Genomic DNA, 19,301 nt, shown 5'->3' on the forward strand with positions numbered 1-19,301 from the left:
CCCCCCCCTCCCCCCCCCCCCCCCCCCCCCCCCCCCCCCCCCCCCCCCCCCCCCCCCCCCCCCCCCCCCCCCCCCCCCCCCCCCCCCCCCCCCCCGACCCGATGCGCCTGCTTGTGCCCCGAGGTCCGGGGTAGGCGCTGCTTCAGAACGCCGGAGCACAACTAGGCCAAAGGAAGCGGTAATTGTGGGCATCGGAGGCTGCATCATTCTGATCGCGGTCGGTGCGATCATCACGTTCGCCACCGACTGGCACGCCAAGGGCGTCAACATGGATCTGCTCGGCCTGATCATGATGGCCGTCGGCATCATCGGACTCGCCGCTTACGTCAGCATCTTCAAGCGCCGCCGGATTCCCCCGACGGCCGACGGCGACATCCCGCCCGTCGAGGAGCGCTACTACCCGGGTGACCGGCGGTACTGACACCAGGCCAGTACCACCGGCGTTCTGACGTGAGGTCAGCCCCGGATCTCAGAACAGCGACTTGTACATCTGCCAGCCCGCGCCGAGCCTGACGCGGGCGGCAAAGCCCGGCTCGCTGTCGCGGCCGTCGTAGCGCCACAGGTCGCCCGCCGCGTCACGGGCGACCAGTCCGGTGAGGTACGCCCCCCGGACCGGCCGGATTTCGCCGACGCCCACGATCGAGTTGTAGATGTTCCAGCCGGACCCGATCTTCACGCGCGGCCCGAAGTGCCCCTTGCCGTCGCCGTCATAGGCCCACAGCACCCCGGACTTGTCCCGGGCCAGAAGCTGACGGCCGTAGCCGACGGATTCGGAGTGCTGCGAGCCGATCAGCAGGTTGTACGTGTTCCAGCCGCCGCCGATGAGAGTGCGTGGCCCGAACCTGCCGTTCCGGTCGGCGGCGTAGAGGTACAGGCTGCCGGACGGCGTACGCGCCACGAGGTCCGCGCGGCCGTCACCGGTCAGGTCGCCGACCGAGGCCAGCGCGTCGTACGCGTTCCAGCCGGGGCCGATGAGCGTGCGCGGCTGGGACGGGGTGAAGTTCGTGCCCGCCTTGCCGTCGTAGCGCCACAGTTGGCCCGAGGCGTCCCTGACCAGCAGGTCGTTGACCCGGTCGCCGCCGAGGTCGCCGTAGGGCACGTACAGCGAGGACGTCGGCCAACCGGACGTGGAGCGCGCCGCGTTGACGTTGCCCTTGCCGTTGCCCGCGCGCAGGTCCAGGCGGCCGGACGGGGTGAGGCCGAAGAAGTCGCCGGTCCCGTCACCGGTGAAGTCGTGCACGCCCGCGGCGCCCTTGACGACGATCAGGCCGGTGAGGGAGAGCCCGCCGGGGCCGCCGTCGGCCGGGGGCGCGGTCAGCGTCCAGGTGTAGCGGCCGTTCTTGACCCACGCCCCGTCGGCGCCCTTGAGATTCCAACTCGCCGACACCTGCGCGCCCGTGGAGCCGCGGCGGGTGGCGACCGTCCTGCCCGCCTCGTCCGTGACCGTCAGGCTCCAGCCCGCGACGGGCCGGGACAGCGTCCACCTGCCGTACCAGTCCTCGGGGTTGTCCAGGACGTCGACGACGGCCGGGCCGACGTCGCTGCTCAGCACCGACACCGCGCTGCGCGGTATCGAGGTCAACGGCTGCACGTGGAAGCGGTGTTGCGCATCGACGTAGGCGACACCGCCGCCGTACTTGTCCACCGTCCACGTCACGCCTCGGTCGTCGGCCAGGTCGCTCGCTGCCAGTTCCGCGAGGTTGCTGCCGACGGCCGAGCCCGTGTGCACGTCGGTGAGCATCAGGCGGCCCGCCGTCGTGTCGTGCCGGACGACGTAACCGTCGCCGAGCAGCGCGGTCCCGGTCGGCACCGGCACGTTCTTGCCGGTCGTACGGTCGTGCACCCCGGCGCTGGTGCCGCACGACCAGTACAGCCAACGCCCGTCCGCCTGAAGCTCCTTGGGCACGCACGGCGCGCCCGTCTGGACCGTGGCGCCGTACGTCCGCCGCTCCAGGTCGTACGGGCGGACGGTGCCGGTGGCGCTGCCGGGCACCCACAGGGTGCGGCCCCACAGCGCGGAGGCCGTGACCGGGCCGTCGAACAGGGTGCCGTCGTAGCGGAGGTCGAAGACCTTCTGCCGCGCGGGGGTGCCGGTGTGCACCACGACGTACGGTCCCGCGGCGTCGGTGACCGTGCCGGGCGCGCCGAGGAAGACGGCGCGCGAATCGGTCGGGGACGGCGGCTGGGGCACGGTGATGATGTTGGCGGCGGAGAAGGCCACGGTGCCGGTGCCGGTGCCCTGGAGGTGCACGCAGGCGACGCCGGAGCCGCAGTCGGCGGGCTTCGGACCGTAGCTCCACAGCAGTTCGGGTTCCGACACGGCGGGCGCCGGGCCCGCGGCCACATCGCGCCGTACCAGGGCCGGGTAGGGCCGGGTGGTGTCGGAGTACGCCAGCCGCCCGGCGCTGTAGGACAGTCCGTAGACCGTGGCCGCGACCGGCGGCAGCGTCTTGAGGTCGGTGACGGTCGCGTCGGCGCCGTCGGCCGCGGTGATCCGGCGGACCGCCCAGTCGTCGGGTCCTGTGCCGCCCTCGACCAGCACCGAGCCGTCGGGCGCGGTCGCCATGTCCGTGGCGACCTTGGCCAGCAGGGTCCGCGCGGGGCCGCCGCCGACCGGTACGGCCCGCAGCGGAAGTCCCGCGGACTGGCTGTCCGTCGACCGCTCCAGCACCAGGACGCGGTCCCCGGTGACGGTGAGCTTCGGCGTACCGTCCCGGCCGTCGGTGGGCAGCGGCGTCTTCTCGACGGGCGCCGTCGGGTCGTCGAGCCGTACGGTGTACGCCGTCGTGGCCGCGCCGCCGTACGCCAGCACCCGGTCCCTGCCGAGGACGACGGTGGTCTGCTCGGCGGCGGGCACGTCGGCGAGGATCGCGCGCAGCGTGCCGGTGCGGTAGTCCAGCAGGTAATTGTGCGCGGTGCCGGGCGCGGCGGCCGAGGTCAGCCGCAGGACGGCGTGGTCGCGGTTCTGCGCGAGCAGGTCGGGCCAGTCGGGCACGGCGGTCCCCGGGGGCAGCCCGGTGACGGTCAGGTCGGCGGAACCGTCCTTGCCGTCGCCGATCACGTGCAGCGCGGCGAGCGTGCCGTCGGCGGCGGTCTCGCTGGTGAGGACGCGGTCGAGGCTGAAGCCGAACGGCACCCAGCGCTGGCCCGCCGGCGCGGTGACCGTGCGGAAGGTGTTGGTGTCGTAGTCGGTGATCGTCACCGACTGGGACGGGAAGTTGCGGATGAGGTGCGCGGACAGGCCGGTGTTGACCAAGGGCGGCGTGGGATCCGGCAGTACCGGGCCCTCGCTGCCGTCCGCCGGATTCACCCAGTGGGCGCCGTTGGCCCCCCTGACCAGGTATCCGTCGTTCCCGGCGGTGATCAGCGGCTCGCTCTGCGGCAGCCACCGCGAACCGGCGGGTATGACGGTCTCCTGCGACGCGGTACCGGACGGCGTACCGTCCGCGTACGCCGTGCCGCCGGTGGCGGCCGGGACGAGCCCGGCGGCCATGACGACGACGGTGGCCGCCGCGACGGAGCCGCGTGTGAGAGCGCGACGAGGCACTCGGTCCCTCCCCAGGTGACGCTCCGCCCCCCGGCGGATCAAGAGTGATGGCCGGAGCTTACTCACCGCCCGGGCACGCCCGTACGGCGCCTGTACGCCTTACGCGTCCAGGCCCGCCAGGACCAGCGCCAGCCGGGAGTCGCCGTCGGCGCCGACGCGGACCGGCACGCCCCAGTCCTGCTGGTGCACGTGACAGGCGGGGTAGGGGTTGGCCGGATCGTCGTCGCAGGACGCGGCCATCGCGGAGACGTGCAGGACGCCCTCGGTGACGGACGGGTCGAGGACCAGGTCGCGGAAGAGGTCGGTGCCCTTGCCCGCGCCCTCCGCCAGGAGTTCCGGCGGGGTGGCGCTGACCAGCAGCCGCGTCGAGGGCCCGTAGCGCTCGTCGAGCTTCTGCCCGTCGGGCGCGGTGAACACCACGTCGAGCCGGAAGGCACCGGCCGCCACGTCGGTCGCGTCCCGCTGCGTACGGTGGGCGACGGCCTCCACGCGGACGGCCTCCTCCGGCAGGTGCATCCGGGTCAGCCGGTGCCCGGCGGACTCCACCACGACGATGTCGCCGTCCACGACCACCGCGTCCGAGGGCTCGCGCAGGCCGGTCGCGAGCGTGGTGACCTCGCCGGTCACCGGGTCGTAGCGGCGCAGCGCGTTGTTGTACGTGTCGCTGACCGCGACCGAGCCGTCCGGCAGCGCGGTGACGCCCAGCGGGTGCTGGAGCAGCGCCTGCCCGGCGGGGCCGTCGCGGTGGCCGAAGTCGAACAGGCCGGTGCCGACGGCCGTACGGATGATGTAGCGGCGCGGCTCTCCGCCGTCACCGCCTGCGGCGTCCGCGTCCGCGTCCGGGTCGTCGTCGGCGCGCTCGACCCAGCGCAGCGCCGAGGTCTCGGAGTCGGCGATCCACAGCCTTCCCCAGCCGTCGGCCGGGGGCGCCCCCGCCTCGCCGCGCTCCGGCGCCGCCGCGAGCCCGGACGGCTGGGCGAACCACGCCTGCGCCGCGTGCCCGTCCACCAGCCCTTCGTTGGTCGTGCCCGCCGCGACCCGTACGGTCTCCGTCGCCGGGTCGTACGTCCAGAGCTGGTGCACGCCCGCCATCGCGATCCACACCCGGTCGTCGAACCAGGCCACGTCCCACGGCGAGGACAGGTCCACCTCGCGGGCCGGGCCGGACGTCGGGGAGCCCTGCCACCACTGCTTTCCGGTGCCCGCGACCGTCGTCACGTGGCCGGTGCCCAGGTCGACGCGGCGCAGCGCGTGATTGACGGTGTCGGCGACGATCACGCTGCCGTCGGGCAGCAGCGTCAGCCCCTGCGGCTCGCTGAAGCGGGCCGTCTCCGCGTTGCCGTCGGCCAGCCCGCGTGTGCCAGTGCCGATCCGCCGCACCACGCTCTCGGCGTCCGCCGCCAGCTCCACCAGGGCGTGCCGGGTCGAGTCCGACACCAGGAAGTGCCCGGAGCCGGGCAGCGCGAGCGCCTTGCCGGGGAAGCGGAGGTCGGTCGCGACCGGCTCGGGCGGTACGTACGGGCCGTCGCCCCTGCGCAGGGTGCCCTTGGCCGCGTGCTCCTTCTCCAGCGCCGTCACGAGCTGCTCCAGCGCGTGCGCGTGCCCCTCGCCCGCGTGCTGCGCGACCACGTACCCCTCGGGGTCGATCACCACCAGCGTCGGCCACGCCCGTACGGCGTACTGCTTCCACGTCGAGAGCTGCGGGTCGTCCAGCACCGGGTGGTGCACCTCGTACCGCTCCACCGCGTCCACGACCGCCTGGTGCTCGGCCTCGTGCACGAATTTCGGCGAGTGCACGCCGACGATCACCACCGTGTCCCTGTGCCGCTCCTCCAGGGCCCGCAGCTCGTCCAGGACATGCAGACAGTTCACACAGCAGAACGTCCAGAAATCCAGAATGACGATGCTGCCCCGCAGGTCAGCGAGGGTCGGATGCTTGTCGCCGGTGTTCAGCCAGCCGCCCTTGCCGGTCAGCTCGGGCGCCCGGACACGTGCACGTGCAGTCATATCCCCATCCAACAGCATCCGCCGGGGTAGGCATTCCCTATGAAATACGTGGTGCGAGAGAAGATGTTCGCCATCGGTGACGACTACTGGATCGAGGACGAGCACGGCCGCAGGGCCTTCTACGTCGACGGGAAGGTCCTCCGGATCCGCGACACCCTCGAACTCCAGGACCCGGACGGCAACGAGGTCGCCGTCATCCGCAAGAAGCTGGTGTCCCTGCGGGACGCCATGACCATCGAGCGCGACGGCGACGTCCTCGTCACCGTCCGCAAGAAGCGCCTCCACCTGCTCCGCGACGTCTTCCGCGCCGAGCTCGCCTCCGGCGAGGAACTCGAAGTGCGCGGCGACATCATCGACAAGGAGTTCGACATCGAGTACGAGGGGGAGCGCCTCGCGCGCATCTCCCGCAAGTGGTTCACCCTCCGTGACGCCTACGCCATCGACATCGAGCGCGAGGACGCCGATGCCGCGATGCTGATCGCGGTGGCGGTGTGCGTCGACCGCATGGTCGACAAGGAGCACGAGGACGAATAGCCCTGCGCAGGGCGGCGACCCGGTCCTTCCGGGGCGCCGCCCCTGTGCCCGAACCTCGCGCGGGTGGGTGCCCGCAGCGCCCCTGTGCCCGAACCTCGCGCGGGTGGGTGCCCGCAGCGCCCCTGAAAGATCGGCGGGCCCTTCTCGCGGCCGGACAGGCCCTAGCGGGGCTTCGGGGTGGGGACTCCGAGGACGCGGTCGCGGAGGACGGGGAAATCGGCGCGGGTGACGTCCACGCGGAAGACGTCGACCTCGGCGGAGAGCGCCTGCTCGGCGGGCCCGGCCTCGGCGACGATCTCACCCCAGGGATCGACGATCATGCTGTGCCCGGCCTGCTCCACCCCGGCGTGGGTGCCGGCCGTCCCGCAGGCGAGGACGTACGCCTGGGACTCGACGGCGCGGGCGCGCACCAGCAGCCGCCAGTGGGCGAGCCGCCGCGCGGGCCAGCCCGCCGGAACGACCAGCGTCTGCGCCCCGGCGTCGAGCAGCAGCCGGAACTGCTCGGGAAAGCGCAGGTCGTAGCAGGTGGCGAGGCCGAGGACGGTGCCGGGGACGCGGGCGGTGACGATGTCGTGCCCGGAGGACATGAGGACGGCCTCGCCCTGGTCGAAGCCGAAGCGGTGGATCTTGCGGTAGACGGCCGCGAGAGCGCCGTCGGGGGAGAAGAGCAGCGAGGTGTTGAACAATTCGCCGCCGACGACGTCGCGTTCGACGATCGACCCGGCGTGCAGCCACACCCCGGCGTCGCGCGCCGCCGCGCTCATCACCTCGGCGGTCGGGCCGCCGTCCGCCGTCTCGGCCTCGGCCGCGAAGTCCTCGGCGGCGAAGGCGCCGACCGGCCACAGTTCGGGCAGCACGACAAGATCCGCGTCCGCGTGGGCACGTACCATCGCTGCCACACGGTCGCGCCGCGAGGCGACCGATTCCCTCTGGTCCACGTCGATCTGAAGAAGCGTTGCGCGCACTCGGACACCGCCCATACGTTGGGTCGTCAAGCCGGGCCTACCATCGTCACTCGAAAGCACTGCGTGGGCGCCCGCGCGCAGCGTAACTTAGGCGCCAACCGCCACGACCGCGCACCGACCGTCGAGGGGTCCCGTGACCGTCCACAGCAAGCTCCAGCCGTATATCGACGCCTGGACCCACTCCATAGAATCCGTCAACGAACTGGTGACGCCGCTGCCCGACGGCGCGTGGAACCGCCACACCGAGTGCCCGTACTGGTCGGTCCGCGATGTCGTGTCCCACATCATCGGCTTCGAGTGCGAGCTGCTGGGCGACCCGCGCCCCATCCACACACTTCCCAGCGACCTCCGGCACATCACCAGCGAGACGGCCCGCTACACGGAGGTCCCGGTCGACATCCGCCGCCACCACACGGCGCCGGAGATGACGTCCGAGCTGGAGTACACGATCATCCGCCGCTCGCGGCAGCTCAGGAACGAGTCGCGGCAGCCGGACGCCGAGGTCCGCGCGATCGGCGGCGGCGAGGTCACCCTGGAGGAACAGCTCTGGGGCCGCGTCTTCGACGTGTGGGTGCACGAGCAGGATCTGCGCCGGGCCCTCGACGCCCCGGGCAACCTCGCCTCCCCCGCGGCCGTTCTGGCCCGTGACTACCTCCTGCGCTCGCTGCCGAAGCTGGTCGCCGAGGACGCGGGCGCCAAGCCGGGCTCCGCGGTCGTCTTCGACGTGCACGGACCGCTGGAGTTCATGCGGACCGTACGGGTGAACGCCGAGGGCCACGGCAGCATCGACTCGGCCGTCTCGCTCGGTCCGGCCGTCACCTTCGTCGTGGACTGGGAGACGTTCCTGCGGCTGCTCACCGGCCGGGCGCGTCCGGCCGCGCTCGCCGACCAGCTCAAGATCGAGGGCGACCGGCAACTGGCGGACGCGATCCTGTCGCACATCGCGGTCACGAAGTAGCGCCCGGCGCCTCGGGCGCCGTTCCCGGATCACGCCGTTCCCGGATCATGGTGTACCCGGATCACCGCGCGCCCGAACCACGGGGCGCCCGGATCACGGCGCGCCCGCCATGAACCCCGCCGCCGTACAGCGTCGTACGGCCGCGCCGGGCGTCAGTCGGAGGTGACCGCCGCCGGCAGGCGGTGCACGCTCTCGACGCGGCTGACCGCGATCCGCTCCCGCTCCAGCCGTTCCGCACGGCGGCGGAGCCGGAGGATCTGGGCGGTGCCGACCGCCTGGAGCACGAAGACGCTGCTCCAGGCGATCCGGTAGTCGTCGCCGGTCGCGTCCAGGAGCAGGCCGACGGCGAGCAGGGTGAGGACGGAGGCGGTGAAGCCGCCGATGTTGACGATCCCGGAGGCGGTGCCGAAGCGCTCGGGCGGGTTGGCGGGGCGGGCGAAGTCGAAGCCGATCATCGAGGCGGGCCCGCAGGCGCCGAGGACGACGCACAGGGCGACCAGCAGCCACATCGGGTCCTGGCCGTGGCCGCCGCCCCAGGCGAGCGTCGTGGCCCAGGCGGCGGCGGTGGCCGCGATCACGCCGAGGGTGAGCGGCATGCGGGCGCCGTGGTGGCGGGAGATGAGCTGCCCGAAGACCATGCCGAAGAACATGTTGGCGACGACGACGAGCGTGAGCAGCCCGCCCGCCGCGCCGCGCGAGAGCCCCTGGTCCTCGACGAGGTACGGCAGCCCCCACAGCAGCAGGAACACCATGCCGGAGAACTGGGTGGTGAAGTGCGTCCACATGCCCAGGCGCGTGCCGGGTTCGGCCCAGGAGGCGGCGATCTGGCGGCGTACGTACGTCAGGCCCGCGTGCTCGGCGGGCGCGGGTTCGTATCCCTCGGGGTGGTCCTTGAGGAAGAGGGCGACCAGGACGAGGACGAGCGCGCCGACCAGGGCGGTGCCGAGGAAGGTCGGGGTCCAGCCCGCCGAGTGCAGGACGCGGGAGAGGACGACGGTCGAGACGAGGTTGCCCGCGACGCCGAACAGGGCGGCGCCCTGGGCGATCATCGGGCCGCGTCTGGCGGGGAACCAGCGCGAGCCGAGCCGCAGCACGCTCACGAAGGTCATGGCGTCGCCGCAGCCCAGCACGGCGCGGGCGCCGAGGGCCATGCCGTACGAGTGGGACAGCGCGAACGCCCCCTGGCCGAGGGTGAACAGCACGGCGCCGAGCAGCAGGACCTTCTTCGTGCCGAGCCGGTCCACCATCAGGCCGACCGGTATCTGCATGCCCGCGTAGACCAGCACCTGGAGGATCGAGAAGCTGGAGAGCGCGGAGGCGCCGATGTGGAAGCGGTCGGCGGCGTCGATGCCCGCGACGCCGAGGCTGGTGCGGTGGACGACGGCGACGAGGTAGACGGAGGTGCCGACGCCCCAGACGAGGGCGGCACGGCGTCCGCCGGGCGGGTCGCCCGGCAGGACCTTCTCCGGGGCCGGGCTCCGGCTCACGACTCGCCCCTGGCGAGCACCTTCACCCACGAGACGTGCCGGTCCACGACGTCGGCGGCCGTGTCGGCCGCGCCGTCCCTGAGCGCGTCCAGGATCTCGGTGTGCTCCGCGATGTTCTTCGCCACCCGGCTCGGCTCGGCGTGCATGGTGGCCACCCCCATCCGCAACTGACGGTCCCTGAGCTGGTCGTAGAGGTGCGCGAGGATACGGTTGCCCGCCGCGCGGACGATCTCCGCGTGGAAGCAGCGGTCCGCGACGGCGAAGGCCGCCAGGTCGCCGGTCTCCGCGTGCCCGCGCTGCTCGGCCAGGGACTCCTCCAGCCGCGCGATGAGCCGCGGCGGCACCGCCCCGACCACCTTGGCCACGGCGTGCTGTTCCACCAGCAGCCGGGTCTCCACCACGTCGGCGATCTCCTGCGCCGACACCGGCAGCACCAGTGCGCCCTTCTTCGGGTAGAGCTTGATCAGCCCCTCCGCCTCCAGCCGCAGCAGCGCCTCGCGCACCGGCGTGCGCGAGACCCCCACCGCGTCGGCGAGATCCCCCTCGGTGAGCAGCGTGCCGCCCTCGTAACTCCGGTCCAGGACACCGGACTTGACGTGCAGATAGACCCGCTCGGCGGCGGGCGGCGCCTTGACGGCGGGGCCGGGCGCGGCGACGGTGAGAGTGCTGGCATCCATGATGCACGCATCATAGATACAACAGTTGAGGGGACGGTACGGCCGTCCGGGATATGGACATGCCAGGAGCCCCTTGCGCAGGGGCGCTTCGGCGGCGGCGGGCCGCGGGACTACCGTCTCGGAGCATGACTGCGGACGACTGGCTGGCGGACACCCGAACCTCGTACGACACGGTCGCGGTGAGCTACGCGGACTTCGTACGGGAGGCGCTGGACGGCGCGCCGGCCCTGCGTACGGCGCTCGCTCTGTTCGCCGCCGAGGTCACCGGCGCCGGGGGCGGTCCCGTGGCCGACGTGGGCTGCGGCCCCGGCCGAGGGTCAAGTCGGCTTCGCGGAGGGCCTGTTCGAAGGGGGCGGGGGTGAGGGGGCGGGAGAGGAAGGTCTGGGTCCAGCGGCCCTCGGGGAACTCGTAGGCGACGTGGACGGAGCGGACGCCGTCGCCGACGGGTTCGGAGGAGACGACACGGATCAGGCCGCTGCCCGACCGCGCATCGCGGGGCAGGTTCTCTCCCCGATCGACGCCTGTACGGTCCTGATGTCCCTCGCGCTTCGGCTGGCTCGCGCCCACCGTCGCAATACGGCCGCCGCCGCGGGACAAGGGGACCGAAGGAGGTCGCCAAGCGGTGGCGGAGCCTCCGTTCAGTCTCGCGTCACGCCGTCCAGGACGGCCTGGAAGGCGTCGGTGACCGGGCGCAGGTCCCGGTCGAGCTCGTCGATGTCGACCGCTTCGGCCCCGGCGTCGTCCCCGCGCGCCTCCGCCGCCCCGGCCCACCGCCTGAGCACCGCGACGTAGGCCGCCTGTACGGCGCCGCCGATCGCGGCCGGGACGGGGTCGCCCGCGTCGAGGCCGGTGCGCCCGGCCGCGTACCCGCTCACCGTCTCGCCCCAGACGCGCCAGTGCGCGGCGGCCTCCGCGACGAGCGCGGGGTCCCGGTCGAGCACGCGGAAGCGGTCGAGCCACGAGTCCGGCGCCGCCGCCTGCGAAAGCCGCGTGGACCGGACGACCGCCGCCCGTACGGCCGTCATGACGGGTACGTCGTCGGCGTCGCGAAGGGCGGCCCGCAGCCGCTCGACCGCGCGGTCGAACTCGCCCCACACGATCCCCGACTTCGACCCGAAGTAGCGGAAGAGCGTCGAGCGCCCGACACCGCCCGCGGCCATGATCGCCTGGAGCGTCGTCGCCTCGTAGCCGTCGCGAAGCAGCAGGTCGAAGGCGACTTCCTCCAGGGCTTCGCGGGTCGAGGCGGGCGGTCGCCCGCGGCTCCTTCGGGAGGTGGTCATCGCCCGAGCGTAGTGGAGGAGTATTTTTGGGATGAGGTACCAATATTCTTCCGGGTGACCGCCGACATCAGCGCGGCCCCGCCGGGAGCCCACCGTCCAAGGAGCGGAAATGCGCGCATGGCAGTTCACCGACATCGACAAGCCCCTCACCCTGAGTGAGGTCCCGGCCCCGGCACCGGGCGCGGACGAACTCGTCGTGCACGTCCGCGCGGCCGGGCTGTGCCACAGCGACGTCGGGTTTCTCGACGGCACGCTGACGCCGCTGCTCCCGTTCCGTCCGATCACACTGGGTCACGAGATCGCGGGGGTCGTCTCCGCCGTGGGCTCGGGCGTGACGCGGTTCACGGTGGGCCAGAAGGTCGTCATCCCGGCCGCCATCGAGGGGCCCGGCACGTCGAAGAACGGCGGATTCGCGGACGAGGTCGTCGTCCTCGAACGGCTCGTCGTCGCGCTGCCGGACGGGGTGCCGTTCGACCAGGCGGCAGCCGCCACCGACGCCGGGCTCACCTCGTACCACGCGGTCTCCGTGCAGGGGAGGGTCACCGCCGGCTCCCGCGTCGGGATCATCGGCCTCGGCGGGCTCGGCTCGCTCGGCGCCCAGACCGCGCTCGCGCTCGGCGCGACGGTGTTCGTCGCCGAGAAGAACGAGCGCGTGCACGACTTCGCCCGCTCGCTCGGCGCGGAGAAGGTCGCGGGCGACATCACCGACTTCGCGGGCGAGAACCTCGACGTGGTCGTCGACTTCGCCGGGTTCGGGACGACCACCGACGGCGCGATCCACTCCGTACGCCGGGGCGGCCGTATCGTCCAGGTCGGCCTCGGCCGCGCGCGCGGCGAGATCGACCTTCAGGCGCTCACCCTGAACGAGGTCGAACTCGTCGGCTCCCAGGCCGGATCGAAGGAGGACTGCGCGGCGGTGCTCGACCTCGTCGCCGAGGGGAAGCTGTCGTCGCGGGTCACCGAGATCGGATTCGAGGAGATCGGCGAGGGTGTCGGGCGGCTGGAGCGCGGCGAGGTGATCGGACGGCTGGTCGCCGTCTTCGGGTGATGTCGTCCCGTACGGACAGAGGGCGGGACGGACGGGCGGACGCGAGGCGGCGGGCGGCGGGCGGACGGGCGCGAGGCGGCGGGCGGCGGGCGGCTCAACGGCCGCCGCCCGCCGTACTGCCGGGGCGGACGCACCGTCCGTCAGACGGTGCTCATCGGGGTCGCGTCCACGCTCGTCGTCTGCTGTTCGAGGCCGTAGACGGCGGGGGTGCCGCTCGGGGCGATCACGCCCACTTCCATCTGCATCTCGTGGTTCACGACCTGGTACATGTGGTCGCTCGCGCCCTTCTTGACGAACGGCTTGAGCCGCTTGCCGAGGGTGATGTACGAGGTCAGGTCCTTGGCCAGTGACGTCTCGTCGACGGCGCTGTCGTTGAGCACGAGGGCCCCGCCATCCTTCGTGCGCAGCGCGTACGTGGTGCCGACGCGCGGGGCGGCCTTCTTGTAGTCGTTGTACGCGTGGCCGTCGAGGCCGTTGAGACGGTTGTTGTACGCGGAGATCGCGTTCTCGCGCGCCTTGGTCCGCGCCAGCGGGGTGTCGGCGCCGCCGGTCACGTAGAGGTCCGCCACCAGGTCGGCCAGGTCCGCGGGCGCGGTGCCGCCGATCTTCGCCGTCGGCTCGGCGACCCGCGCCAGCCCGTCCGCGTCCAGCGCGATCTCCGGGATCTTCTTCTGCTCGTCGCCCGAGAAGTCCTGGGAGTTGACCGCGCGCCAGCCGTCGGCCGTGTGCTTGAAGACGATGAAGCGGGTGCCGGTCGTCCACGGCGCGCCCGGCTTGCCGTCCTTCAGCTCCGCGCCCTGTGCCCTCACCATGAACCAGTCCGTGTTGGCCGCGGCCGGAGGGATGTAGAACGCGCGGTTGACGTACACGAAGGCCGCCAGATTCGCCTTGACGTTCTTCTGGTCGAGGCCGGACGCCTGCGTGAAGTAGCCCTTGTCGAAGGCGAGCATGGCCCCCGCCTCGACCTTGGCAATCAGCGCCGGGCTGAGCTTCGCGTTCGCCTCGTTGTTGAGCGCCTGATACGTGTCCACGATCTTGTTCGCCTCGGCCACGGTCAGCAGCGGCGCCGCCTTCTTCCCGCCCTTGCCCTTGCCCGCGTCCCCGCTCTTCTCCGTGGACGTGTCCGACGTCTCGTCCGACGACGAGCCGCCGCACCCGGCGGTCAGGACGAGACACGTCGCCGCGAGGCCCGCCGCCAGCGCGACGCGGTGCTTTCGGTTAACCATGAGTCCCTGCTTCCCCGTGAACAACACTTCCCCGTAACGGCCTCGGGCCGCCGGAACCCGGTCCACGCTACCGAGCGGGCCGCGTCGGCCCGCTGGTGGGGCTGCCGGGACGACCGGGGAGGGCGGTTCGTACGCGTCCGGACGTCCGGACGTCCGGGCTCAGGACGGCCAGTCGCCGTGGGTCGTCGCGGGCTGGGGCGGGGCCTGGCGGACGGGGGCCGGATTGTCGGCGGCCAGCTCCTCGGTCGGGTTCATCAGGACCGCGAAGGCGACCACGAAGACGATCAGGCTCAGGCCCGCGATCAGGGGCAGGACGAAGGCCGAGGCCGAGACGCCCGTGGTCGGGTCGGTGTGGTCGGTGATCGTGGAACTGACCGCCGCCATGCCCGTGTAGTGCATGCCGCTGATCGCGAAGGCCATGACGAGCGCGGCCCCGGTGATGAAGAGCGGGCCGCGCGCGCGGAGCGTCGCCCAGAGCGCCGCCGTGGCGGCCACGATGGCGATGACGATCGACAGGGCGACGGTGGAGCCGTCGTAGCTCATCGTGCCCGGCATGATGATCGCCGCCATGCCGAGGTAGTGCATACCCGCCACGCCGACCCCGGCGAGCAGGCCGCCCGCCAGCAGCGACGGCCAGGACGAGTCCCGGCCCGCCACGTAGATCCCGACGCCGACGACGCCCACCGCGAGCACCCAACTCAGCACGGTCAGCGTCACGTTGTAGCGCAGCGTCACGCCCTGGACGTCGTAGCCGAGCATCGCGACGAAGTGCATGCCCCAGATTCCGGTGCCCAGCGCGACGGCTCCCGATCCGAGCCAGCTCTTTCCCCGCCCGAATCCCACGAGGTGCAGCCGGGACGAGCAGGCCAGGCCGAGCACGGAGCCGACAAAGGCGATCACGTAAGCGAACGTCGGATAAAGGGAGTTGGACCAGAGCGGTTCGTGGTGTTGCATTTGAGCGGCCCTCTCAGGATTTTCCTGCCTGCTGAGTGAAGTGACGACAGCGCAGGCCGGAGAGGCACGCGCGCACAGGTGTACGACCTTGTATCACCTATACGGCCATTCGGCGATATTGATCTTCAAAATTGGTACACAGCGGGGACGCGTGGGGCTCGATATCACTCATGCGCAATTCGAGGCACCCCGAGGCCGCCTCACCGAGGCAAGTTTTCGCCCCTTCCAGCCAAGATCAACTTTCTCTCACCGCAACCCGCTGCCGTCCCGTCGTTTCCCGCCCTGACCAGCCCGTCCCCCGCCCTGCCGACCGGCCGCCCCGCCCAACTCACCTTCCTTGCGCACCACTTCACGGCACCCGAGCCTGTCCGGTTCCCACCGGTCCGGGCCCCATCGCCCCTCCCGAATAGCCGATTTACCCCCATGCGCGGTCACATGCATGATGCGCCTCCCGCCCCGAGACGATTCCCGGCATATTCCTTTTGCCATATCCTCGACGTCATATGCCCGTTCGGCATCACCGGGACAGTGAAGCGTCGAGAACGTGAGGTAGCCGAATCCCCGATCGCTTGTCGGCTTTCGCGGCCCACCGGGACGGCCACCGCGGACGGTCGGCCGGTCCTCGGGGTGGTGCCGCCGGTTCGGGGAAGGGGCACGAGGGGTGTTCATTCCGGTATGAGAGTCTGCTGGGGAACCGCGGCGATGTGTGACGGTGCCCGTCGGGCGGCGAACCTCGCCGTCACTGAAAGGGCTGCACGATGCGCGACACGGCGGAAGCGATACCGGAGGCCGGGGCGGGACGCAGGCTGTCGTGGCCCTGGTTCCTCGTCGTGGTGGTCGTGTACGTGGGCATCATCCAGGGCCTGGGCCTGCTGATCGGCGTGGACACCGGTGACTCCGACAGCCAGTTCCCCACGACCGCGTCCCTGGTGCGCAACGCGCTGATCCCGATCGGGGCGTCGATCGCGTTCGGCGCCGCGGTCGTCTCCTGGCTGGGCTGGTGGGGCGAGGTCCTGCGCTACCGCGCGCCGGTGCGGCGCTGGGTGCGCTGGGTACCGATCTCGATGATCGCCGCCGCGGTGATCGGGCTGAACTACCCGCACCTGGCGGACCAGAGCCTGTCTCTTGTGGCCTGCCTGCTGCTGCTCGGGCTGTTCGTCGGCGTCGGCGAGGAACTCATGTTCCGGGGCATCGGCGTCCATGTCTTCCGCCGGGCGGGATTCACCGAGGGCAAGGTCGCGCTCTGCTCCTCCGTCGTCTTCGGCCTCGTCCACATCAGCAACGCCATCAGCCAGGGACCACAAGCGCTCGGGCAGGCCGCCGTCGTCTCCACCTCGGGCTACTTCTTCTACCTGTGCCTGCGCGCCGGCGGCGTCCTCGTGCTGCCGATGCTCGTCCACGGCCTGTGGGACACCAGCCTGATCTCCAACCTCGTGGGCGACAAGCCCCAGGTGTCACTGGGCACCCTCCTGATCATCCTGCTCCAGGTCGCCCTGATCATCGTGCTGCTCGTCAGGCGCCGCGCGATCCAGCCCGCCTCCCCGGCCGTCCCGGCCTGACCAGCGGTACGGCCCCCGCCCGTCAGGTTGCCTGGCTACGACGCGCGCGTACGCCCTCAGGGGCGGTCGCCCGGCATGGCCTGTTCCAGTTCGCGCGCCAGTCGCCGCAGCCGGGCGCCGCGTCCTCTGGGGGCGAACGGCCCGGTGGGGCCGTGGCGGGTTCGTCTCGCGCCCTGCGGGCGCACTGCCGCTGGCTGCGGTGGGGAGGCGGGCCGGTCGGGGCTGTCGGGCGGGCCCGGGCCGGGGGCGGGTCGCGGTGACGGGCGGCCTTGACGGGGCCGGTGCCGTACGGGTGCCGGTTTGTACGCCGACCGCTGACACCGTAGGGCGCGCACGCCGAGGCGGTTCCGTGGTGTGGGCGCCGTAACCGGCGGCTGCCGGTCAGTTGACGAAGTCGCCTGCGGCGAGCGCCCGTTGGAAGTGCGTCCACTCACCGGGCGTGAAGGCGAGGGCCGGGCCCTCGGGGTTCTTCGAGTCGCGGACACGTACGGTGCCGGGCACGTTGACGGCGACCTCAACGCACTCACCACCCGAAGTGCTGTAGCTCGACTTCACGAATTCGAACTGCATCAGTCGTGCAACCCCTTGCCCATGTCATCGATCAGCTTCGAGGACGCGTACGGCGACAGACTTAGCCGGGCCGTGCTCTCGAAGAACGACTGGTAGACGGTGCTATGGGCCGCGTCCTCCACCCACTGCGTGGAAGCAAGCGTATCCATGTGCACCACCTCCATCGCCGCGCTGTCGAGGAACGAAAGGATATTGAACGGACCGCCGATGCTGGGATGCGCGCCCGCTCGGAACGGGAGCACCTGGATGTGCACGTTCGGGAGCTTGGCCAGGTCATGGAGGTGCGACAACTGCTCGCGCATAACCTCGGCACCGCCCACGAGTTGTCGCAGAGCCGCCTCCCAGATGACGGCGTGCACGCGTAGCGGGTTCTCCCCTTGCAGACGGGCCTGGCGCTTCATCCTGACGGCGACCAACCGCTCGATGTCGTCCGGGTTCTCCCATACGCCGCCGCTGACAGCGAGCGCGCGTACGTAGTCGGCGGTCTGGAACAGGCCTGGGACCACCGACAGTTGCCACGTCCGGATACGTACGGCGACATCCTCCATCGCGATGTACTCGCTGAGATTGCCCGCGTCAGGCTTCCACCAGCCCTTTGCCTTGCGCCGTTCCCGGTCCAGCCGGGCGATTTGCAGCAGTCCCTCCACGGCGGACTCGTCCTGAACGCCGTAGAGCTTGCACAGGGCGATGACGTCGGGGTCGCGGAACGGGACCCAGCCCCGTTCCATCTTCGTCACCTTGGCCACCGACGCGCTGAGCACTTCCGCCGCGCGCGGCTGGGTCAGTCCGGCGTCCTCGCGCAGGCGGAGCAGTTCGCCGCCCAACTTGCGGGCGAGCACGGTCGATACGCGATTGCCCACATCTGCCCGGCTGGTTGCCACGGGTCGCCACCTCCCTGGAAGCGGACTCAGTCTGCAACCGATCTTCCGCAGCGGCAAGCCAGTTACGGAGACATGTTTCCCCAAGAAGGTTGCACCCAAGAAAGGGAACCCTCTACCGTCGGTGACGACCCGCTCGCACAGCGGCGCCGCATGGCGGAAGTGCACCGCTGCGTCATGCCCGGGTGGGGCGGAGGGCGTGGGGGCGACGCCACCGCCAGGGACCGTGCGCGGGCTGACGCGCGAGGCTGGGAGGTCGCCGGGATGGGCGACGCGGAGACGACGTATGACACATGCCTGTACGCACCGACGGCGCGGAGTGTGAGCAGGGCGCGGGTGCGGACCGCCGAGCTGGTGGAGAAGTGGGGGCACCCCGAAGTGGCCGGGGACGCCGGGCTGTTGGTGAGCGAGCTGGCGACCAACGCGGTCCGGTACGGGCGGGTGGCCGGGCGGCTGTTCCGGGTCGAGGTGCGGCTGGCCGACGACGTGCTGCGGGTGGGCGTCACCGACGCGCGCGGGGAGCGGCGGCCCCAGGTGCCCGAGGCCGTGAGCGACGACGACGAGTCCGGCCGGGGCTTACTGATCGTCGCGGCCGTCGCCGCCCGCTGGGCCGTCGTCCCCCTGGACGTGGGCAAAACGGTCTGGGCCGAGTTGGATCTGACGCCCCTGGGGCGACGGCGAGGGTGAGGGGGAGCATGGGCGGTATGGAGACTTCATTTCTCGGGATCGCTGAACTCGGCGAGCGGGGCCGGGCACCGGCCGTAGCGGTGGTCGTGGACGTCATGCGGGCGTTCACCGTGGCGGCTTGGGCGCTCGGGCGCGGGGCGGAGAAGGTGGTGCTGGCCGGGTCGCTGGACGAGGCGCTGGCGCTCAAGGCCCGGCATCCGGACTGGGTGACGGTCAAGGACGGTGCGCCCGCGCCGGGGTTCGACACCGTCAACTCACCGGGCCTGATGCGGTCGCTCGCCCTGGAGGGACGGACCGTCGTACAGAAGACCACGGCGGGGACGGTCGGCGCGCTCGCGGTGAAGGACGCGCCGCTGGTGCTGTGCGCCGCGTTCGTGGTGGCGGAGGCGACGGCCGACCACCTGCGGGCGCACGCGGGCGACGGCGTCACCTTCGTGGTCACCGGCGAGGACGGGCAGGCCGACGAGGACCTGGCGTGCGCTCAGTACATCGCCGGGCGGGCCGCCGGGGCCGGAACGGACGCCGCCGAGTTCCTGCGCCGCGCCGCCACGTCGCGCGCCGCCGCCGAGCTGGCGGAGGGGGTGCGCGAAGGAGTGCACCCCGACGACATCGCGCTCTGCCTCGAACTCGACCGGTTCCCCTTCGCCATGGTGGCGGCCGTGGAGGGGCCGCTCATGGTCCTGCGGGCGTCAGCGGCGCTCGTCAGGGACGGATCGTGCTGACCAGGGAGGCGGTGGAGTTCATCGTGGACTGGATGGTGGGGGCGAGGCTGGTGGAGGAGAGGCAGAAGCCGAGGAGGACGCAGATGACGGCGTGGCTGGGCTTGAGGGACTTGTTGCGCATCATCATGGCGGCGAGGACGAGGAGCAGCAGGACGACGGAGACGGAGACGGCCATGGGGTGATGGCAGCATAAAAGGGGACG

19 protein-coding genes are annotated in these 19,301 nt (G+C 71.8%); 8 read left to right on the forward strand and 11 right to left on the reverse strand.

Annotation, left to right across the window (positions count from 1 at the left end):
• Positions 1 to 184 precede the first annotated feature (184 nt).
• A complete protein-coding gene (locus tag ACZ37P_RS21470) occupies positions 185 to 421 on the forward strand; it encodes a hypothetical protein (protein WP_188282515.1) in 237 nt (78 codons plus the stop codon).
• 48 nt (positions 422 to 469) lie between these two features.
• Here the strand turns inward: ACZ37P_RS21470 and ACZ37P_RS21475 are convergent, their stop codons facing one another.
• Positions 470 to 3,547: a hypothetical protein gene (locus tag ACZ37P_RS21475; protein WP_467348124.1), complete on the reverse strand. Its 3,078-nt coding sequence runs from the start codon at positions 3,545 to 3,547 to the stop codon at positions 470 to 472.
• A gap of 99 nt (positions 3,548 to 3,646) precedes the next feature.
• The gene (locus tag ACZ37P_RS21480; RefSeq protein ID WP_467348126.1) at positions 3,647 to 5,554 is read right to left on the reverse strand and encodes an NHL domain-containing thioredoxin family protein; all 1,908 of its coding nucleotides are present in this window, start codon (positions 5,552 to 5,554) and stop codon (positions 3,647 to 3,649) included.
• A 39-nt stretch (positions 5,555 to 5,593) separates the two neighbouring features.
• On the opposite strand from ACZ37P_RS21480, the gene ACZ37P_RS21485 reads away from it, so the two are divergent.
• On the forward strand, positions 5,594 to 6,088 hold the full coding sequence (locus ACZ37P_RS21485; protein WP_355339569.1) for an LURP-one-related/scramblase family protein: 495 nt from the start codon (positions 5,594 to 5,596) through the stop codon (positions 6,086 to 6,088).
• A gap of 161 nt (positions 6,089 to 6,249) precedes the next feature.
• On the opposite strand, the gene ACZ37P_RS21490 is transcribed toward ACZ37P_RS21485, so the two are convergent.
• Positions 6,250 to 7,053 carry a carbon-nitrogen family hydrolase gene (locus ACZ37P_RS21490; protein WP_355339566.1) on the reverse strand — a complete coding sequence of 268 codons (804 nt, stop codon included), beginning with the start codon at positions 7,051 to 7,053 and terminating at the stop codon, positions 6,250 to 6,252.
• A gap of 133 nt (positions 7,054 to 7,186) precedes the next feature.
• Here ACZ37P_RS21490 and ACZ37P_RS21495 point away from each other — a divergent pair, with 133 nt between their 5' ends.
• The gene (locus ACZ37P_RS21495; protein ID WP_355339563.1) at positions 7,187 to 8,011 is read left to right on the forward strand and encodes a maleylpyruvate isomerase family mycothiol-dependent enzyme; all 825 of its coding nucleotides are present in this window, start codon (positions 7,187 to 7,189) and stop codon (positions 8,009 to 8,011) included.
• A gap of 152 nt (positions 8,012 to 8,163) precedes the next feature.
• On the opposite strand, the gene ACZ37P_RS21500 is transcribed toward ACZ37P_RS21495, so the two are convergent.
• Together ACZ37P_RS21500 and ACZ37P_RS21505 are read right to left on the reverse strand one after the other, a co-directional pair.
• The gene (locus tag ACZ37P_RS21500; protein WP_391158667.1) at positions 8,164 to 9,498 is read right to left on the reverse strand and encodes an MFS transporter; all 1,335 of its coding nucleotides are present in this window, start codon (positions 9,496 to 9,498) and stop codon (positions 8,164 to 8,166) included.
• Positions 9,495 to 10,175: a GntR family transcriptional regulator gene (locus tag ACZ37P_RS21505; protein WP_355339557.1), complete on the reverse strand. Its 681-nt coding sequence runs from the start codon at positions 10,173 to 10,175 to the stop codon at positions 9,495 to 9,497. Before ACZ37P_RS21505 ends, ACZ37P_RS21500 begins: the two co-directional genes overlap by 4 nt.
• Positions 10,176 to 10,300: 125 nt before the next feature.
• On the opposite strand from ACZ37P_RS21505, the gene ACZ37P_RS21510 reads away from it, so the two are divergent.
• Positions 10,301 to 10,537 (forward strand): hypothetical protein, encoded by a 237-nt coding sequence (locus ACZ37P_RS21510; RefSeq protein WP_467348129.1) that lies wholly within the window; start codon positions 10,301 to 10,303, stop codon positions 10,535 to 10,537.
• 276 nt (positions 10,538 to 10,813) lie between these two features.
• On the opposite strand, the gene ACZ37P_RS21515 is transcribed toward ACZ37P_RS21510, so the two are convergent.
• Positions 10,814 to 11,455 (reverse strand): acyl-CoA-like ligand-binding transcription factor, encoded by a 642-nt coding sequence (locus ACZ37P_RS21515; RefSeq protein ID WP_467348130.1) that lies wholly within the window; start codon positions 11,453 to 11,455, stop codon positions 10,814 to 10,816.
• Between the two features lie 109 nt (positions 11,456 to 11,564).
• Here ACZ37P_RS21515 and ACZ37P_RS21520 point away from each other — a divergent pair, with 109 nt between their 5' ends.
• The gene (locus ACZ37P_RS21520) at positions 11,565 to 12,503 is read left to right on the forward strand and encodes a zinc-binding dehydrogenase (protein WP_467348131.1); all 939 of its coding nucleotides are present in this window, start codon (positions 11,565 to 11,567) and stop codon (positions 12,501 to 12,503) included.
• 140 nt (positions 12,504 to 12,643) lie between these two features.
• Here ACZ37P_RS21520 and ACZ37P_RS21525 read toward each other — a convergent pair whose 3' ends face one another.
• Both ACZ37P_RS21525 and ACZ37P_RS21530 read right to left on the reverse strand, forming a co-directional pair.
• On the reverse strand, positions 12,644 to 13,729 hold the full coding sequence (locus tag ACZ37P_RS21525; protein ID WP_467348133.1) for a DUF8094 domain-containing protein: 1,086 nt from the start codon (positions 13,727 to 13,729) through the stop codon (positions 12,644 to 12,646).
• Between the two features lie 159 nt (positions 13,730 to 13,888).
• The gene (locus ACZ37P_RS21530; RefSeq protein WP_355336742.1) at positions 13,889 to 14,629 is read right to left on the reverse strand and encodes an MHYT domain-containing protein; all 741 of its coding nucleotides are present in this window, start codon (positions 14,627 to 14,629) and stop codon (positions 13,889 to 13,891) included.
• Between the two features lie 812 nt (positions 14,630 to 15,441).
• Between ACZ37P_RS21530 and ACZ37P_RS21535 the strand changes: the two genes are divergently transcribed.
• Positions 15,442 to 16,242, forward strand: a complete 801-nt coding sequence (locus ACZ37P_RS21535; RefSeq protein WP_355336741.1) for a CPBP family intramembrane glutamic endopeptidase — start codon at positions 15,442 to 15,444, stop codon at positions 16,240 to 16,242.
• 381 nt (positions 16,243 to 16,623) lie between these two features.
• On the opposite strand, the gene ACZ37P_RS21540 is transcribed toward ACZ37P_RS21535, so the two are convergent.
• Together ACZ37P_RS21540 and ACZ37P_RS21545 are read right to left on the reverse strand one after the other, a co-directional pair.
• A complete protein-coding gene (locus tag ACZ37P_RS21540; protein ID WP_467348136.1) occupies positions 16,624 to 16,812 on the reverse strand; it encodes a DUF397 domain-containing protein in 189 nt (62 codons plus the stop codon).
• On the reverse strand, positions 16,812 to 17,693 hold the full coding sequence (locus tag ACZ37P_RS21545) for a helix-turn-helix domain-containing protein (protein ID WP_355336740.1): 882 nt from the start codon (positions 17,691 to 17,693) through the stop codon (positions 16,812 to 16,814). The genes ACZ37P_RS21540 and ACZ37P_RS21545 overlap by 1 nt, the downstream gene beginning before the upstream one ends.
• A 261-nt stretch (positions 17,694 to 17,954) precedes the next feature.
• On the opposite strand from ACZ37P_RS21545, the gene ACZ37P_RS21550 reads away from it, so the two are divergent.
• Together ACZ37P_RS21550 and ACZ37P_RS21555 are read left to right on the forward strand one after the other, a co-directional pair.
• A complete protein-coding gene (locus ACZ37P_RS21550) occupies positions 17,955 to 18,377 on the forward strand; it encodes an ATP-binding protein (RefSeq protein WP_401851427.1) in 423 nt (140 codons plus the stop codon).
• Positions 18,378 to 18,394: 17 nt separating this feature from the next.
• The gene (locus ACZ37P_RS21555; protein ID WP_355336738.1) at positions 18,395 to 19,099 is read left to right on the forward strand and encodes a 2-phosphosulfolactate phosphatase; all 705 of its coding nucleotides are present in this window, start codon (positions 18,395 to 18,397) and stop codon (positions 19,097 to 19,099) included.
• Here the strand turns inward: ACZ37P_RS21555 and ACZ37P_RS21560 are convergent.
• Positions 19,080 to 19,274, reverse strand: coding sequence for a hypothetical protein (locus tag ACZ37P_RS21560; protein ID WP_355336737.1), 195 nt, complete (start codon positions 19,272 to 19,274; stop codon positions 19,080 to 19,082). The genes ACZ37P_RS21555 and ACZ37P_RS21560 overlap by 20 nt on opposite strands.
• Positions 19,275 to 19,301: the final 27 nt, after the last annotated feature.

This window comes from Streptomyces sp. NPDC024632 (assembly GCF_055559175.1).